Origin of the sequence: Pseudoalteromonas sp. SR41-1 (assembly GCF_014164015.1) — a bacterium.
In the GTDB taxonomy this organism is placed as follows: domain Bacteria; phylum Pseudomonadota; class Gammaproteobacteria; order Enterobacterales; family Alteromonadaceae; genus Pseudoalteromonas; species Pseudoalteromonas distincta.
Genome location: NZ_JACJEK010000003.1, coordinates 122301 through 140805, shown reverse-complemented (window position 1 = coordinate 140805; position 18505 = coordinate 122301). Strand labels below are relative to the sequence as shown.

The window sequence follows — 18505 nt, the reverse complement described above, 5'->3', positions numbered from 1 at the left end:
AAAAAACAGCGGCTTTGTTATTGAGTAAAAATTTATATCGGTACTAATTTTTATCGACACATATAAATTTTACTTAAGTGTCGGTACTTTTAATGGCTAAGTGGTTACGAGCGATTTATTAATTTAAAATCTTTAGGTACAGCAAATTTACTATCGCGAACGTCTTTCATTTCAACAGACTTTATTTCGTAAACATAGCGCACTACAGGATCTTTACGCCAGTGATCCATTACCATTTCTTTACCTTTATCCATTAGCCCACCAAGCAGTTGTGAACCAACTTCATCTAATCCGGCGCTGTAATCAACAGGTTTACGTGCGGTTTTACAGGCTTTCAATTGTTGTTTCCATTCAAGTTTAACTGAAATTGGGTAACCTTTAATAGTTGCTAATTTTTGGCCAATCTCACCAACGAACTGATTATCTTCGTTACTTATATCACCTGTAAATCCAGCAATAGCTTTATAGGCTTGCGCACCTAATAAGTTCATTAATGCATTGTCATCGCCAATAGCTTTAAGGTAGCTGTCTTGAAACTTCTCATGAACTTGTAATGCACGTTTAGTTTTTGCATTTTGCGCTGTGGTCCAAAAATCAAAAGTCACGATGTTTTTATCTTCTGCACCAGTGGTATCGTGGTAGCGGGTAGTCCAGTTAACAACGTACTGCTCTGTATCGAACCCATTAATTATTCGGCTTTTTCCCGTTTTATCTACAGCAAATGAATTCTCTTTCAAGTCAACACTACAACCAACTTCTTCGTATGTTTGATATTCTTCAGCATCTTCATCTTTCTCAAAAATGCTATCAGTAAAGCTTACTTCATCACAACCTGCCATAGGGCATTCGCTATATGTCTCGTCATCATAGTCAATGTAATAGCTTTTATTTTTAGGGGAATCAAAAACACGAGACTTATCAGAATTTGCCCAGCGCATTAGCCAGCTATCAAATGTATTTATTTCATGGATAACTCGCTTCGATTCACGAGTTAGTACAGTTTGCTTTCCTGTGTAGTCAGGTACATATAAACCATTAATTGCATACTCAGCCTTCAGTACAGAAGTTGGATTTAGTGGAGTTGTATCTTCTACTTTGGTACTAGCACATCCGGCAACAGCTAAAGCCACTACGATGAGTGTAAATGATTGTTTCATCTTCAGTTCCTTCTTAATTAAATTTGTACGAATTGTAAACCAATTGATTTATTTGTAAATAAATAGCGCGTTAAAATTGTGATTATTTTGGGAACGATTACTTGAGCTTAATTACGAACTGCTTCTTAATAATAAAAGGAGCAGATAATGATGGACTTAAGAGGTGCGCATTCGCACTACTATACAGACAACAGGCATGTACCTAATTTAAAGTGTTAATCTTAGTAGATAAATTAAAGTTATTAAAAATCGTTAAAATTTATGAGAATTATTTTTTATAGATGAAAGGTTAATATAGACTTCATACATAAGAACTTAGATGCACTAAAGCCGCTACTTACTTTAAAATCGCAGCGGCTCTTATCTCCTTTGTGAATTAATTTGATGTCATCAACATTAGCTTTGCCTCTTTACCGTCTGTTAATACCGCGACGTTACCCTTATCAGTTATAAACACATCTCTTAACCTGCCTGCGGCCTTAGGAAGTACGTGAAACTGGGTAAATTCACCACTTGCCAGATTAACGCTGTAGAGTTTTTTATCAACAAGGGTAGTGATAAGCACATGTTGCTGTAACGAAGGAAAAGCTGCATGTTTAGAGCCGTAATATGCCATGCCTGATGGCGCTATTGATGGAGTCCAATTAACACTTGGTTTTTGCATGCCTTTATATTCGGTAAAGGGTGAAATACGCGCTTGCGAGTAATCTTTGCCATAGGTGATTACCGGCCAGCCGTAATTAGTGCTAGCGGTTAAGTAGTTTAGCTCGTCACCGCCTGCAGGGCCGTGCTCGTGGCTAACAATTTGCTGCGTATCGTAATCATAAACTAAGCCTTGAGGGTTACGATGACCAAGTGAGTAGACAGCATGTGCATTTAGGTTTTTATGATAAATAAATGGGTTATCTGTTGGAATGGTGCCATCTAGGTTTATACGTAATATTTTACCAAGTTGGCTGGTGATAGCTTGTGCTTGCTCTCTAAAGTCAAACCCATCGCCCGTTGAAACTAATAATGTATTGTCGGGTAAGACAAGGGCGCGTCCTGCGTAATGTTGCGGTGTGTTTTTATCAGTCGCTACTTTATAAATAACGTTAGGCTTTGAAAAGTCAGTGCCATTAAACGTGGCTTTGGCAACAACCAGCCTGTTTGCGCTTGCATCACCTTGGGCATAGGTAAAAATAATTTCTTTTGAGTCGTTATAATCTGGTGATAATACAATGTCGAGTAAACCACTTTGGCCTGCAACGTATAAACCTGTTAGATTTAGTTTTACTCTTGATTGCGCATTGTTTTTAACTATAACTACGTGACCATCACGCTCTGTAATTAGCCATGTGCCGTTTGGTAGTTCAACCATGCTCCACGGAGACTGTAATTGCGTAGCCAGTGTTTTTGTACTGTATTGCTCCTTTGGTAACGTAGCATCTGCATTAACAGAAAACGAAAGAAGCGAAAGCAGAGTAAAAAAAGAGATACATTGTTTACGGGGCAAGCCTTTGCTAGCATGACTAGTATAAGAGAAAAGCTTTATTTAAAGTTGAGATAACCATGTCGTTTTTAACACGTGTATTGCCTTCATTTTTAGTTTCTTGGTTACTTACATTCACACTTGCTAGCTTGTTTCATAGCCAATACGTTGTCAATCAATTAGTTAATGTAGGTGTAGTGGTGGGCTTTAGTGATCGCGTTAGTTTAACGCTTGATGATTGGTTAGGCCTATTACCTACCTACGGCGCTATTATTGCCCTAGCACTTGCCATCGCTTTTATTGCTACAACAAAGCTTTATAAAAAGGTTCAAAAATACAGTACTCAGCTATTTGTTATTGCTGGCATTGTGGCATTTGCTATTGTGTTAATCGCCATTGAGTCAATTATGAATATTCATATTATAGCGGGCGCAAGAGGCTGGGGTTTTTATGCTCAACTGCTTGCAGGCGCGGTAGGTGGTTTTGCGTTTTCGCAATTAGTTAAGGCAACTAAAAACCAAAAAGCGTATTAGATGTGTGAATATAAGTACGGCTTATACGTTATTTAGTGATTAATAAATAAAGGCCGCTGTTTATTGTAAACAGCGGCCTTTAAATATGGTTTTTAGAATTTAATCAAAAAATTAAACTAATTAGTTTGTAGCTACTTAGCCCAAAAATTAGGATTAAAACGGGTAGGGTCACCAGGTTTAATACCAAAGAGTTAGTGTAGTTTCCCATAACCCCTTTTTGATTAACCAGCCATACAAGGTAGGTGCTAACAATAGGGAGTAATAACCCGTTAGCCGCTTGCGCGAATATAATTACCGCGACAGGGTCTAAACCGAGTGAGGCCACCGCAGCACCAAACAATAAAATAACAATAGCAACGCCTTTAAAGCGCGTGTTGCTCATATCGTTAGACCAGCCTAACATGCCACACACAGCATACGCACCCGCAAGTGGCGCTGTAATAGCACTTGTTAAACCTGCAGCAAATAAACCAATAGCAAAAAAGTAATGAGCGGCGTCACCAAGCAATGGCTCTAGCTGCACGGCCATATTGGCCGCACTAATTTGCCCCGCATCGGTGCCATAAAATGCAACTGAAGCTGTAGATAAAATAGCTAAAGTGATCACACCGCCCAAAGTGATTGATAGGCCTGTATCAACATTTGTTTGTTTAATCATTTTTTGCATGTCGCTGTTACTGTCGTGTCTAGCAGCGAGTACGCCGGAGTGCAAAAATAAGTTATACGGCACAATGGTAGTGCCAACTAAAGCTAGTATGGTTGTAATAGAGCCTTCAGGCATACTAGGAATAAAACCAGCAAATACATCACCCAGTGAAGGCGCTGCCATTACAAGTGTTGATATAAACACTAAGCTCATTAGAATAACGAGTAAAATTAGCGCGTTTTCAACCACTTTATGTTTGCCGCTATATAGTAAAGCAGCACTTAAAAAAGCAATAAGTGGTGTCCATAGTTGAGGACTAACTTGAGGGAATATTTCAATTAATCCCATGCTAGCGCCACTTAAATTACCCGCTTCATAAGCTGCACTGCCCACACCAATCGCGCTAATGACTAAAAATATAGCTAAAGATTTGAATAAGGGCGTTTGAATATGTGCTCTGAGCGCTTGGGCTAAATCTTGCCCGGTGGCAACGCCAAGGCGCGCCGCCATAGATTGTAATAATATAGTGGCAATTACTGAAAACAGTAATGTCCATATAAGTGCAAAACCAAAGTTTGCACCTGCCACGCTGGCGGTAGTAATGGTCCCTGGTCCAATGAAGGCAGCGGTGACGAGTAGTCCTGGTCCTAATCGCATAATTGACCTTAATAGTGCTATTGCATGTTGCTATTTAAAGTTACATCTTACGTTTAAAACCAATATTTATACGCGATGCCGATTGTGTTAAAGCTGTCACTTACAGTAAGTGCCTTGCAGCAGTTTCGCTCCTTGACGATTTCTTTTTTAATAGGCATATGTTATACCAATCCGCAATAATACTTAATCAATTTGAGGGATTAAATCTGACGCTAATTGCGTTAAAAATTTCTGATATAGAACAACTAAATAACGAAATTTTTGCCTGGTTATCGACACGATTTTCTCACCTCAGATAGATCACTTAATTAAGCGAATTGCTATTAAAAAAGGGCGCGTAGGATACCAACTAGTATATAAATTTAAAGGGGATACAGTGCGTTTGCATGAATTTCAAACGAATATATAAGCGAATTAAATGAATGATGCCGATATTTATATCGGCATCAGTATATTTACTTTATTAGGCTTTTAATCGCTTCTAAGCCTTTTTTTAGGGTATCTGCATCGGTAGCATAGTTAATACGGATGCACTCGTGCTTGTGCGCCCAATCATCGTCAATGCCGATAAAAAAGTTGTGACCTGGGATCACATACACGTCTTGCTCTTTAAGTTGTTGATACAACACCTCGCTTGTTATTTTTGCATCTTTAAACCACAGCCACATAAAAAATGCACCTTCAACTTTGTGCAAATAAACAGGCAATTCGGTAAATACTTCGTCAAACAACTCAATCGCTATGTGTGCTTTATTACGATAAAAAGGCAGTACAACATTACGACACAGTGGCAGTAGTTCGTTGTCGTTAATTAAGCGTGTCACTAAGCTCGGACCAATACTATTTGGCGATAAAACCATGCTGCCGTTTACGCGGCCAATTGCTTTAATAATCTCATTGTTTGCAACTACAATACCGCTGCGTAAACCCGGTAGGCCCAGTTTTGAAAGTGACATACATAAAATAATGTTTGAGTTCCACGTTAGGTTTGCATCGGTGTAAATACAACCTGGAAACGGATCGCCATATGCGTTATCAATAATGAGTGGAATGCCATATTGCTTAGCGAGCAAATCAAGGTGTTTTACTTCATCGTCAGTAATTACATTACCTGTTGGGTTAGTAGGGCGTGATACGCACAGCGCGCTTATACTGCTGTCGTTTGCTAGTGTTTTTTCAACTGCTTTAAAATCAATGACGTATTTAAACTGTTTTGATGCACTACCTGTATTTAAAATTTCTATATCAGGCTTTATGGCAACAAACATATCAGCCGATAAACCTTGATCGGCATAACCTATATACTCTGGCGCAAGGGGAAATAAAATCTTTTTATGGCTGCCATCCGGCATTTCGCCTGCCAACATATTAAACAGCACAAAAAAGTTAGCTTGACTGCCATTACCAAGTGCTACGTTATCGGCGCTAATATCCCATGCGTACTCTTTACTTAGCTGGCCAGCTAATGCTGCTCTAAACTCGTCGTTACCGGTTGGGCCATCGTAAAGCCCAAATACTTGCGATACTTTATTGCTGGCAACAAGTTTTTGTAATTCACTTAAAAAAACCTCATTTACTTGTGGTACTAATGCGGGGTTACCGCCACCCAGCATAACAATATTAGGATTGTTACTGTTTTTAGCCCCGCCTAAGTCTTCCATTAATTGGGTAATGCCGTTGGGTTGTGTAAATTTAGTGCCAAAGTTTGAGTAGTTCATAATGCATAGTGTTTGTTAATAATGGGGAGGCAGTATAGCGTAAATATTGGGCTTAAATCCGATGATGAGAATAATTCAATGCTAAGATTTACAGCTAGTTATAGTAATGTAATTCCTTATAAAACAAAGGCTAAGTTAAGGCTTTTTAACGCCGTACAAAAACTCTTCGCCGGAGTCCATATACAAATCAAATTTGGCCATGACTTTGGTGAACATAGGGGCGTGTAAAAACTCGTTTAACCATGCGCGTACATGCGTGTATTCACTTTGTAAGTACCAGTGTTTATCTACACGGGCAAACTGTCTAATAAATGGCAGCAGGGCATAATCGGCTAGACTTTTTTCATCGCCAATTAAGTATTTATGCGTGGTTAGTTTTGCTTCAAATTGCTTAATAAACTCTTCACAGGCTTTTTGGTAATAAATTTGTGCCATGTCTTTTGTACGAGCATAAAATTTGTACTTTTCGAGCACCGGTTTAAATTGCGTATCGTTTAGTTTAATTAACTCAAGCATGCGCTCAAGTGCTAATGGGTCTTGAGTATGCAGTAAATTATGCGGATCGTTTTGCTTTAAAGCCCACAGCATAATATCGAGGCTTTCATCTATAACTTGGTTATTAGGCAGTAATAAAACAGGCACAGTGCCTTTAGGCGATATTTGCAATAGATGCGGCGGTTTATTTTTAGTTTTTATAGCGCGTAGTAGTACTTGTTGCTCTGCCATTAAAATACCCATTCGTGCACGCATTGCGTATGGGCAGTGTTGTAATGAATATAATAATGGCAATGTCATGTTAGTTACCTTAGCTGTTTAGGCCTTCAACATACTGCTGGCGGGTTTGTACTTTAACTAAGCTATTTAAGTGTTCAACCGCTTGTGTTTGCCCGTTAATTAAATCTTGAAAATGCGCAAGTAACACGGCTTTATCCAGTTTTTCTTTATCGCCTGAACCAATGTCGGTTAAATCAATCATAAACTCGTCAAATTTGTCGGCAAAGTCACTCACAATATCCATGTTTAAAAATTGCTCATGGTTATAAATACTTGGGTAGCCGCCTTTTTGCTTATCAATAGCAAAGCTAATACCTTTAACATTGGTAACGGTGGTTTCTTTTTTACAGCTCAGCATACAGCTTGCGTCAATGCGTGGTTTTTTACATCCTACTGTTTGCTGGAAAAAACATTGTCGGCTAGTCATCATTAGTATTGGATGATAAATGCTGTACATCATTTTAAAGTTGTTAGGGCGTTTAATATTACGCATTTGTGGTTTGTTTATTTCGTTTGAAATAAACGCGCCTTTTGCGTTTAAATCTTCTTGTAGTGTTAGTAACGCGTAAGAATTTGTGGTGTTTAATAATGGGCCTGCAATCCAGTCAATACCCATTTGTACTGCTTTAAATGCAACGCCTGTGTTGTTACTAATAATAAGCTTAGGTTTTACAACCTCGAGCAAACGTACCGCTTCTTCAAAATCTTTACCAATTAACACCGCCGGAAACCACGGAATTAAATGTGGGTGCTCTAAAAATACATTAATGTATTTATCGTTATCGGTTCTAAAGCTCTCTGGTAATTTAAAGTAAACATCGCCATCTGTTAAATCACATAGATGAACGTCTTTTATGTCCGATATTAAAATAGAGAGTGTTGTTTTGTTATCGGCTTTAGGGTGGTTTACTAGTTTTGGCAGTTCAACAGGGGCGAGGACGTCTTTGCCTTCGTTTAATAAAAACGCGACTTGCTTTTTAATACGGGCAAGCTCTTTAAACGGAATGCTTAAGTTGTTGCCTAAGTTTGAGTAATCCATATTTTTAATTTCAAAATTGGCATTACTAAAGGTTTTAAAGCGTTTATCAATAGCTGCAATATCAACAACCGATTTATCGGCGGTTTGCATAGGCATTTGCGATTGAACTTCAAAGCGTAGAGGTTGAAGGGCGCTTTGTTCTGCTACGGTGTTGTCGTGTTTATCGTTTATTGTCAGTGTTACTGTAAATGGCTGGTTTAATTGGCCGCCAAACTCAAAACGTAGTTCTCGCTTTGAAATATCTAAAAACTCAATCTTCTTTTTAACTAACGTATCAATGTCATTTTTTTCTGCGGCGAGCTCTTGCTGTGCATCGTAAATTTGCACAACCGAAATCGCGTTACTCTTTTCGTTAGCGTGATCAAAGCTATGGTCGCGCGGGTTGTCGGTAAACATGTTTTTTGTCATGTCACCTTGCAAAAACTTATTAGTAAAATTACGGTTAAATACTTTGTATAAGCTTGAATCGTCTTCAATTAAATTACCTGTTTGTACAAAGGTATCTATTTGTTTGCGCCAGCTATCAATAACGGTATGAACGTAGTTAGCACCTTTAATGCGGCCTTCTACTTTTAACGAGTCAACACCAGCGGCTACCAACTCCGGTAAATCAAAATAGGCTGAATTATCTTTTAAGTTTAACGGATGTTTGTTACCCATGGCGGTTGGCTCGTATTCATCACGACATGCTTGTGAGCAACGTCCACGGTTACCTGAGTTACCCACACTTACTGAGCTTGAATAACATTGCCCCGAAAACGCAATACACAATGCACCATGTACAAACACCTCGGTTAATACATCGCATTTGTGCGCTACGTCGGTCAATATTTTAATTTCAGTTAAGTTAAGCTCGCGCGATAAATTTACACGTGTAGCGCCAATGCGCGCTAAAAACTCAACCTGTGATTCGTTATGGGTGGTTAACTGAGTTGATGCGTGAATATGCAAAGTAGGAAAGTGCTTTTTAACTATATTAAACAGCCCTAAATCTTGCACAATAATGCCATCGAGCGTGGTATTTACGAGTTGGTTAAGTAGCTTAAATAGCGCGCCCATTTCGTGCTCTAATATAACTATATTTAGCGTTAAAAATATTTCACAGCCGTATTCATGGGCTAGGCGAAGTGCGCCGTTAAGCTCATCAAACGAAAGATTAGACGCTCGGTTACGTGCATTAAAGGTATCTAACCCACAATAAACCGCATTAGCACCGGCTACAATGGCGGCTTTTACCGCGTTAACATCACCGCCTGGGGCTAATAGTTCAATCTTTCTACTCATTACAATGTCGCTTCGCTCATATTTAATTGCCGCGAATTTTATATGGTTAAGCACGTTAATGCTATTTATTGAGGGATATAATAAAGACTAATACCAATTCGCTTAATTAAGTGATCTATTTTGAGGCTGGAAAAACGTGTTGATAGCTAGGCAAAAAATTCGCTATTTAGTTGTTCTCGGCAATTGCTCCTGCATTGCTCTACCTTCTGCATCCATGCAGTCGTAAATGATAATTTTTTAACACAGGTAGCGACACGTTTAGCCCCGCAAAATGATTAAGTATTATTGCGGATTGGTATAGAATAAAAGAGTGCATAAAATTACAATTAAGCTGGCTGATTTATTACGTAAACATGTAATAAAATGATAGTTTATAAGCCAGCAACACTTTCAACTTTACTTAGGCGAACCCCATCAGCAATCAAGATCTTAAACAGTTAGATACAGATTTAAAAAGTGATGAATCTGGAATTATTAACACTCAACTAAAAATAGCCACATTTAACCTGTTTAACTATCTTGAGCCGCCCAATGCATACTATGAGTTTGAGAAAATTTATACCGCGCAGCAGTGGGCTAAAAAGCAGCGTTGGATTGTTGATTACTTAACAGAACATGCCCCTGATGTGATTGGTTTTCAGGAAGTGTTTAGCATTGACTCATTAAAAGAGCTAGTAGGCGAGCAAGGTTATAATTACTTTGCTGTAGTTGATACGCCAGAGGTGATTGATGACTTTATTTATAAACGCCCTGTAGTGGCAATCGCCTCTAAATACCCCATAGTTGAAGTAGCAGCGGTTGAGCACGATAGTGAGCTTGCAAATGCGCTTGGCCTTAATAGTGAGTTTACTTTTAGTCGTAAAGTACTAAGAGCAACTATAACGCTGCCGCATATAGGTAATACCGATTGTTATGTGGTGCATTTTAAATCTAAGCGCCCAATGATTAATGTCGATGAGCATAATAAAGAGCTTACACCCGAGCAAAACATAATTGAAATTTTAAAAGCGAATGTAGCGGGTGGGTGGGGCTCAACTATTCAGCGTGGAAGTGAAGCTACATTACTAATGATACAAATGATTGCCCGTCGCGAAGCTACGCAACAACCCATGCTATTAATGGGGGACTTTAATAATGAACTAGCGGATGGCGTATTAAGCCATTTACTGACAAGTACGCTACGCTTTGCGCCTGCATTTGATGCTAAAACCTACCTCGCTAAATATTGTTTAAATGATTCATGGGATTTGTTTGTTAAGTCGCAGCTAAGCGAAGATGAACTGTCTAATGGTGAGGCAATGACTAGCGATGAAATAAGCGATAGTGAAAGCAATAGCATTTTTGATTTAGCTGATGAAAACGAAGCAAAAAATGTTAATGCAACTAAGCTTATGCCCTTAAGAGCGCCAACACATTATTATGGCGCGAGCAGCTCCGTGCTTGATTATATTTTATTATCATGTGAGTTTGATGCCAGCTACCTTGGCAGTTTTTTTGAGGTGATTGAGTATAATACTTATGATCGTCACTTAATTAACCCCGAATTTGAGCGTGATGATTTAAGTACCGATCATGGTATTGTGTTAGTTACACTAAAACTAAGAAGCTAGGCTTGCTCTATGCATAATTATGCTAAAATTATAAATTAAAAGTATTCATATAGCAGCAATACTTGATGTATTGCGCCGGTTTGTATATTTTATCATCAGCCTTTTGAATTGTATTAATAATAAATTACTAAAATGGTAAATATGGAATTTTATACCTACTTGAATCATAAGCGAAATATGGATTTAACTTCGCAAATACATAGTTTCATTGTAAAGCGAATTTATAATTTTACATTTTTAGTGAAAACTTTGCTTTTTGCTTTGTTTGTTAGCTTAAACAGCGCTTACGCACAAGAAACCACCTCATACAGTTTAACTAATGAATCTAATGCAGGGCTGCTTAAAAGAGCTGAATTACTTATAGATACTGACGTTATAACAAGTATTGAACTAAGTAAGTCGTTGTTGTCACAAGCGCAAAGTGCTGATGACATGTTACTCAGCGCAAAGCTACATAACCTGCTAGGTAGGGCGAATAAAAAAAATAACAATATTAATGAATCTCTCGAGCACTTTTTACAATCCTCTGTTTACTACAGCAAATTAAATGATTCACGAAACCAAATAAAGGCGTCTATTAATTATATAAATATATTATTAGAAGAAAAACGTTATGACGAACTTACTACCCGCATTGAAACTTTATTACCAACAACCCTTGTGTATGGCGATGACTTTTTTATAGCGCAAGTGCTCCTCACTAAGGGGGATTCGTTTTATGAACAAAAAAAGTACGATAACGCGAACGCGCAATACGCATCTGCTTTAAAATACCTTGTTGACGAAGACGAATTAATACAAAGACAGTTAGGTGAAACGTATAAAAAATTAGCTCAGTCATATAAACGCCTCAAAAATAGAGAGCAAACGGCTCACTTTTATACAAAAGCTTTAGAAATATACACAAGTTTAGGTGATTTAAAGCTAATGGCGCGTACCTTAAATACACTAGCAGAAGCACACCGTTATTTAGATAACTTAGTTTTAGCCCTTGATTACTCCACTCGCGCATTAGAAATATATAAAGACATTGACGATCCTGTTGGTTTTGCTAAAGCATTACTAGGGGCGGGTATTATTTATCGTCATATTAATCTTTATGAAAAATCACTTGAACATATAAATGAGGCATATTTATATTATAAAAAAGTAAATAACATGCTTGGGATTGCTAAAACATCAAATCAAATGGGACTGGTATATACACGATTAAGGCAGTTTGATCAGGCCGAATTTTTCTATCAAATAACTATCGATTTGCCAAAAGGTATGGTCGAGGAAAAAACGCTCGCTTCAGCTTTAAGAGAAATGGCTGTTATTAACCTCGAATCTGGCGACTTAGCATCAGCAATGCAATATGCTAAAAAAGCTTATATCACTTATAAAAACAAAAACCTTACATCGTACATTTCTACAACAGCACGTATTATTGGTAATATTTATCGTGCCCAAGGAAATAACAACAAGGCTATAGAGTATTACAAAGAGTCATTGTCGTTTGCCAGAGAAACAGGTGGTAAACTTTATGAGATAAAGTCGCTTACTGCGCTTGCGGGCATTTTAATTGGTATTGATACAAATGAGGCGATTTCTTTACTGAAAAGGTCACTCTCTTTATCAACCGAAATAGATGATAAATTACATATGCTATATGCCTATCGTGAAATTCGAATAGCAGAAAAATTGCGTGGTCGTATAGAAGAGTCACTTCGTTATGCAGAAGAAGAAATAGCCCTAACCGATATTATTCAAAATGAAAGAAATGAAGATAAATTGGCGCTTGAAAAAGCACATTTGCATTTGTACAAAATGGAAATAGAGCTTGAGACGTTAAGAGAAAAAGAAAAACGCCATCAGCTTGAGCTTGAAAAGAAAAATAATCAAATTGAAATCGCCGCCCAAGCTAGAGTTATATCAGAGCTAGAGCTTTCAAAGAATAAATACGCCAGTATTGCGCTCGCATTTTTATTAGCCGCTTGTTTAGCTATTGTATTACTGGTTTATAGAAGTTTTATTGCCTCTAAAAAACGTAATGAAGAGTTAGACTATTTGGCAGCAAGAGACCCTTTAACCAATTGTTATAACCGTCGTATTTTATTTGAGGTTATGAATCGCGACTTTTTGGATTTACCTCAGATTGAAGAGTACTGTATTTTAATGGTCGATATTGATCATTTTAAAAGCGTTAACGACACCTATGGGCATAGCATTGGCGACACAGTACTTTGTGGCGTAGCCGAACTTTTACAAGCTAATATACGTAAAAGTGATAGCGTGGCCCGTTTTGGTGGCGAAGAATTTTGTATTATTTTGCCCAACACAACTCAAGAGCAAGCAATACGTATAGCTGAGGCTATTCGTATTAAAGTTGAAAAAGCGACATTTGATGATATTCCTGTTACGTGTAGCTTTGGGGTTACGTCTATTAAATTTAAAGCCAGAACACCTTCTGAGTTGATTGAACAGGCTGATTTAGCTCTTTATGAGGCTAAGTCCTTGGGGCGTAATCAGGTAGCGTTATGGGATGCTTCGCTTGAAGAGTTTAAACTTTATAGATCGGAGTAAATCCAGCAGTCTACAGTTTAGTTTTGATGTTATTTTTTAAAATTATAACAAGTAAATTTTATACAATGCTGTGTGTTACTTACATATGTAATTATGTTTATTAGATTAACCCTTTGAATATCAGTGTGTTAACTTAGGCTTCAAAATTGCAATCAATACTAAGTTAAAAACAAAACAAGGGATTTAATAATGACTGAAGTTGCACTTTCGGCCTATTTGGCATTTTACCTCTATTTAATTATGTTGCTTGTACAGTGGGCTGTGGCTACTTTTAGCAAAGCTAAAGAACCAAATGCTGTACCAGGTAAAATTGACGAGGATTTATCGCACGACAGCTTTATATTTAGAGCACATCGTACGTTTCATAATACGCTTGAAAACAGTGCATTATTTATAGGTACGGTGTTATTTGCGTTTGTAATTAATTATCAAAGCCCGATTTTTGCAATGTGTATTTGGGTGTATTTAATTGCGCGTTTAATTCACATGGCGCTGTACTACGCTATAGCAACGGAGAAAAACCCAAGCCCACGTAGTTACTTTTTTTTAATCGGCGTACTTGCTAATGTGGTTATGCTGATAATGATAGGGTTAAGGCTAATCTCTTAATTTATAAAAAAGTTATAAAATTTATTTATAACGATAAAAAAAGCGAAGAGCCTTTAAGGCATCTTCGCTTTTTTGTTTAAAGTAGAAGCAGAATAAAACTACCTCTACCGTAATGTAATATTAATGGCTAATCGACGCCTATAAACCCGCCTGTTTGGTGTGTCCATAGGGCTGCGTATATTCCACCCTTAGCGATTAATTGTTCATGAGTGCCTTGCTCAACTACGCCGCCGTCATCAAGTACAATTAATCTATCCATTTGTGCAATGGTTGATAGCCTGTGCGCTATGGCAATAACTGTTTTACCTGTCATTAAATCATCAAGACTTGCCTGAATTGCGGCTTCTACTTCTGAGTCGAGTGCGCTGGTGGCTTCGTCGAGTATTAGTATGGGTGCATTTTTAAGTAGTACACGTGCAATAGCAATACGTTGGCGTTGACCGCCTGAAAGCGTAACACCGCGTTCGCCCACTTGTGCATCAAAGCCTTTATTGCCTTTGCTGTCGACCAAGTCGTTTATAAACTCAAGCGCCTTAGCTTGTTTGGTCGCGTTGATCATCTCATCGTGGGTTGCATCGGGGCGACCGTACAAAATATTGTCTTTTACTGAGCGATGAAGCAAGGAGGTATCTTGCGTTACCATTGCTATGTAGCGGCGTAGGCTTTCTTGGCTAACGTCTGTGATGTTTTGCCCATCAATTTTTATTGTTCCAGAGTCGGTATCGTAAAAGCGCAGTAATAAGTTAACAAGTGTTGATTTACCCGCGCCAGAGCGACCGACTAAACCAATTTTTTCGCCAGGTTTAATATTTAAGTTTAAACCGTTCATTACAGGGCTGCGATTAGTCTCTTTTGCAGCTTTGCCGTAGTTAAAGTGTACGTTGTTAAACTCAATAGCACCTTGGCTTACGTTAAGCGTATCAGCGTTTGGTTTATCGGCAACTTCGATAGGGTTTGACAGTGTTTTCATACCATCGGCTACGGTGCCAATGTTTTCGAACAAGCTGCTTATTTCCCACATGATCCACTGCGCCATACCGTTTAATCTGAGCGCTAAGCTAACAGCAACTGCAATGGCGCCGGCACTAATTGCACTAAGTGACCATAAATAAAGTGATACAGCGGCAACCGAAAATACTAATAGGTAATTTAAGCTTTGAATAACAAAGTTTAAGCTGGTTACTAAGCGCATTTGCTTGTACACAGGCTGTAAAAATACATCCATGCTTTGTTTTGCGTACTGCTCTTCACGCTGGGTATACGAAAACAATTTAATAGTTGAAATGTTGGTGTAGCTATCAACAATACGACCAGTCATTTCTGAGCGCGCATCGGCTTGTGAGCTGGCAATTTTTTTAAGGCGTGGTACAAAGTAAAGTTGCACGCAAATGTATAAAACCAACCAAACTAATAAAGGGATCATTAAGCGCCAATCAGCTTCGGCAACTAAAAATACCATTGAGCCAAAATAAACCACTATGTACATTAATACATCGAGTAGTTTGGTCACTGTTTCGCGAACGGCTAAAGAAGTTTGCAGTACTTTGGTGGCTATTCTTCCTGCAAATTCATTTTGATAAAAGCTAACACTTTGGCGCAGTAAATAGCGATGAGCTAACCAGCGAATCGACATAGGGTAATTGCCAAGCAATGCTTGGTGCAAAATAGCAGAATGAAAAAATACAACAACGGGCAGCACAACTAACAGCATTACGGCCATTTTTATAAGTTCTGACTTTTGCTCTACAAACAAAGTCTCGGGTGTATAGGCCGTTAACCAATCGACAAGTTGGCCCATGTAGCTAAATAAAGAAACCTCTAAAATAGCGAGCATGGCGGCACTGATTGACATAAGCACCAACGACAGTTCCATTCCTTTGGTGTAGTGGCGACAAAAAGCAAATAAAGTAGAAGGCGGCTGAGTGGGTTGGTCCTCAGGAAATGCTTTTGTCATTTTTTCAAATAATCGATACATTTTAAAAACTTAAATGGCAAATAATGACGAGTATCATACCATTTAAGTATTTTTAAATGCAGGTTTGTAGGCCATTAATTATGAGTATTATTCTTATTTATTGCGTTGGGTTACTTAGGTTTATTCCTTCGCTCATGTATAAATCGTCATATCTGAGACCTCCATTTCCGTAAGGCTTTTTAATTGGGCCTGTATTACAGTTTGCTAAAAAGTATATAAGAGGTTGTTCGCGCTTCATTCTAAATTGTGCATTTTTATATACCAGGGTTTGACTGTTAAACTCACCACCTTTTACGTAAACATCATATTGCTGACCTTGCTCTGAGGCTGCTGCGTTATTCACAACGTACCATATGTCGTACCAAGTATTTGTTTGCAGAGGTTTAGCTGACTGGTTTGTAGTGTAGTTTTGAATGTTGCTATATCCGCTGTCGGTTTTAACCATTAAAGCGCCATCGTTTACAAACCCATTTGATTCTGTTTTATCGGTTACGCGAAGTGTTGGCTCAAACGCATCGTACGCATGTTTATTTATTAGCGCTGGAGTAAGGTTACTCAATCCAAAAGCATGGTTATTAGGAAACGCAGCCACGTTTATACGCATATAAAATGTGTAGGTTTGACCAACTTCAACCGCTTGTGGAAGCTTTGTATAAGAAAGCGCTTTACGATTTCCTACAATGCCCTCAGCCGCAGGCTTTTTGAGTAAATAATGATTTGTTGATGAGTTTGTTTGTTCTGGTTGTATAACCGTGATTTGAGGGTTTTTGACCTGTGGCTTAGTTTCATTTTGGGTATCGACACTTTGCCAGTCGCTAAGAGAGTTTTCAAAATTATCAATAAGCAGCCAATCGCTCGATGTACTTTTGTGAATGGTTGAACACGACGCTAACGCGCTTAAAAAACATAAAAGTGACATGTGTTTAAAATGCATAATTGGCTCTCAGTAAGTTTAGATGTTTTTGGTTAACCAATTATTGTTTTGGCTATAACTTTAAAGTAAAGGTTATGTAACCAATTTAATGTTTTTATGTCAATCACTAAAACAAAAGTTATGGTTTAATAGAGCTTGAGAAATATAATGTTGTTATTGTATTTATAAAATCAACTCAGCAAATTTTAACTGAGTATAAAAATAATTTAATAGTTAGGATGTTATATGTATACGGGTTCGTGTTTGTGTGGTGCAGTAAACGTTGAAGTGTCGGGCAGTATAACCAGCATTATTCATTGTCATTGTTCACTGTGCAGAAAAAACAGCGGGACTGCATTTGCAACCAATGGCTTTGTAAATACAAGTGACTTTACAATAACAAAAGGTCAAGAACGACTCAGTGAATATAGTTTTAAAGCAGGGCGCACACGTTATTTTTGTAGATGTTGTGGCTCGCCTGTTTACAGTAGCAACAGTGATGACAAAAGCAGAATACGAATTCGTTTAGGAATATTCGATACCGATATTACTGAGCAGGTATTATCGCATAATTTTGTTACGTCTAAAGCTAACTGGGAGCAGCTCGAAACAAGCTTACCGTGCTATGAAAAACATGAACCTGGTCGATAAAGCGTTTTATTCAATGTGGTAAATGCTGTTAATACTTTTATAAAGGTTTGGTGCAAAGTTTATAAACACCGGTGAGTTTTGTATTTCATCAACGTTTATATGCATTAATGTTTGCTGGCTTAGTATGATCACTATATTTTTGTATTCGTTAAACTCTATTATAGCTAAGCACTTAAAATGTTGCCTTAAAAGTACTAAAAGCATTTGCAGCTCTTGGCCTGTTTGTGGGTTTAAATTAATGATTACTTGCGTATTTTGCTCACTGCAGCGATTTATATTTTGCCAAAAGCTATCGCTGGTTAAAAAAGGCTGATGATATTCACCACTAAAAATATCGATAGTGATTACGTTAAAGTGATCAGAGCATTGGGTAATATATTGTTCGGCGCATTGTAAATAGCTGCTGTGCTTAATTGGTAACTTAAAGTGCTGGGCGGCGATTAAGGCAATGTTTGGGTTTATTTCTACCGTGTTAAATGTATTGATGGTGTTTATGTAAGGCGTACTACTTTGTAAGTGATACATAATTCGCTCAAACCCAGCAGTGCCTAAACCTAGATTTAATATATTTAGTGTATCTACCGGTTTAAGTAAAAATAACATCATACACTGGTTTACCGGTACGATTACTTGCTCAGGGTGTATAAGGTTCATAACGCCTTGAATTGTTATGTCTTCATTGGTTTTTTGTGCAAGCGTTAACCATCGGTATTCTTTATTTTGATACACGCATACGGGGCCGTACGCGCTTTGCTGCGACTCAATAAGGTTACTTGTAATTGTATCTTCTTTTAGCTGACGCATAACTTAAACTATTAATGTATACACAATCACAGTGTGCCACGAAAATCGCATTTTTTTATAGATTATTGTGTAACAAGGTTTGTAATTTAACCTCTAAAT

The 18505-nt window shown here is 37.9% G+C and carries 14 protein-coding genes; 5 read left to right on the top strand and 9 right to left on the bottom strand.

Features of this window, described 5'->3' with window-relative positions:
- Positions 1-104: 104 nt before the first annotated feature.
- Both H5118_RS03555 and H5118_RS03550 read right to left on the bottom strand, forming a co-directional pair.
- Positions 105-1157, bottom strand: a complete 1053-nt coding sequence (locus H5118_RS03555) for a hypothetical protein (protein WP_182694558.1) — start codon at positions 1155-1157, stop codon at positions 105-107.
- A gap of 376 nt (positions 1158-1533) precedes the next feature.
- Positions 1534-2691 carry a PQQ-dependent sugar dehydrogenase gene (locus tag H5118_RS03550; RefSeq protein ID WP_310736088.1) on the bottom strand — a complete coding sequence of 386 codons (1158 nt, stop codon included), beginning with the start codon at positions 2689-2691 and terminating at the stop codon, positions 1534-1536.
- A 17-nt stretch (positions 2692-2708) separates the two neighbouring features.
- On the opposite strand from H5118_RS03550, the gene H5118_RS03545 reads away from it, so the two are divergent.
- Complete coding sequence (locus H5118_RS03545) at positions 2709-3161, top strand: hypothetical protein (RefSeq protein WP_182747823.1); 453 nt, start codon at positions 2709-2711, stop codon at positions 3159-3161.
- Positions 3162-3264: 103 nt separating this feature from the next.
- Here the strand turns inward: H5118_RS03545 and H5118_RS03540 are convergent, their stop codons facing one another.
- The 4 genes from H5118_RS03540 to H5118_RS03525 form a co-directional block, all read right to left on the bottom strand.
- The gene (locus H5118_RS03540) at positions 3265-4464 is read right to left on the bottom strand and encodes an Nramp family divalent metal transporter (RefSeq protein ID WP_182747821.1); all 1200 of its coding nucleotides are present in this window, start codon (positions 4462-4464) and stop codon (positions 3265-3267) included.
- 455 nt (positions 4465-4919) lie between these two features.
- On the bottom strand, positions 4920-6182 hold the full coding sequence (locus H5118_RS03535) for a valine--pyruvate transaminase (protein WP_182747819.1): 1263 nt from the start codon (positions 6180-6182) through the stop codon (positions 4920-4922).
- A 135-nt stretch (positions 6183-6317) separates the two neighbouring features.
- Positions 6318-6977 carry a glutathione S-transferase gene (locus tag H5118_RS03530; RefSeq protein ID WP_182747817.1) on the bottom strand — a complete coding sequence of 220 codons (660 nt, stop codon included), beginning with the start codon at positions 6975-6977 and terminating at the stop codon, positions 6318-6320.
- A gap of 10 nt (positions 6978-6987) precedes the next feature.
- On the bottom strand, positions 6988-9279 hold the full coding sequence (locus H5118_RS03525; RefSeq protein ID WP_182747815.1) for a peptidase U32 family protein: 2292 nt from the start codon (positions 9277-9279) through the stop codon (positions 6988-6990).
- 506 nt (positions 9280-9785) lie between these two features.
- Here H5118_RS03525 and H5118_RS03520 point away from each other — a divergent pair.
- The 3 genes from H5118_RS03520 (at position 9786) to H5118_RS03510 (ending at position 14063) form a co-directional block, all read left to right on the top strand.
- Positions 9786-10889 (top strand): endonuclease/exonuclease/phosphatase family protein, encoded by a 1104-nt coding sequence (locus H5118_RS03520; RefSeq protein ID WP_182696483.1) that lies wholly within the window; start codon positions 9786-9788, stop codon positions 10887-10889.
- Positions 10890-11066: 177 nt separating this feature from the next.
- The gene (locus H5118_RS03515; protein WP_182747814.1) at positions 11067-13454 is read left to right on the top strand and encodes a diguanylate cyclase; all 2388 of its coding nucleotides are present in this window, start codon (positions 11067-11069) and stop codon (positions 13452-13454) included.
- A gap of 189 nt (positions 13455-13643) precedes the next feature.
- The gene (locus tag H5118_RS03510) at positions 13644-14063 is read left to right on the top strand and encodes an MAPEG family protein (RefSeq protein WP_002963227.1); all 420 of its coding nucleotides are present in this window, start codon (positions 13644-13646) and stop codon (positions 14061-14063) included.
- A 127-nt stretch (positions 14064-14190) separates the two neighbouring features.
- On the opposite strand, the gene H5118_RS03505 is transcribed toward H5118_RS03510, so the two are convergent.
- Positions 14191-16038, bottom strand: coding sequence for an ABC transporter ATP-binding protein (locus H5118_RS03505; RefSeq protein ID WP_182747812.1), 1848 nt, complete (start codon positions 16036-16038; stop codon positions 14191-14193).
- 97 nt (positions 16039-16135) lie between these two features.
- Positions 16136-16972 carry a hypothetical protein gene (locus H5118_RS03500; protein ID WP_182747810.1) on the bottom strand — a complete coding sequence of 279 codons (837 nt, stop codon included), beginning with the start codon at positions 16970-16972 and terminating at the stop codon, positions 16136-16138.
- A 225-nt stretch (positions 16973-17197) separates the two neighbouring features.
- Here H5118_RS03500 and H5118_RS03495 point away from each other — a divergent pair, with 225 nt between their 5' ends.
- The gene (locus tag H5118_RS03495) at positions 17198-17602 is read left to right on the top strand and encodes a GFA family protein (protein ID WP_182747808.1); all 405 of its coding nucleotides are present in this window, start codon (positions 17198-17200) and stop codon (positions 17600-17602) included.
- A gap of 6 nt (positions 17603-17608) precedes the next feature.
- Here the strand turns inward: H5118_RS03495 and H5118_RS03490 are convergent, their stop codons facing one another.
- Complete coding sequence (locus tag H5118_RS03490) at positions 17609-18406, bottom strand: hypothetical protein (protein WP_182747806.1); 798 nt, start codon at positions 18404-18406, stop codon at positions 17609-17611.
- Positions 18407-18505: the final 99 nt, after the last annotated feature.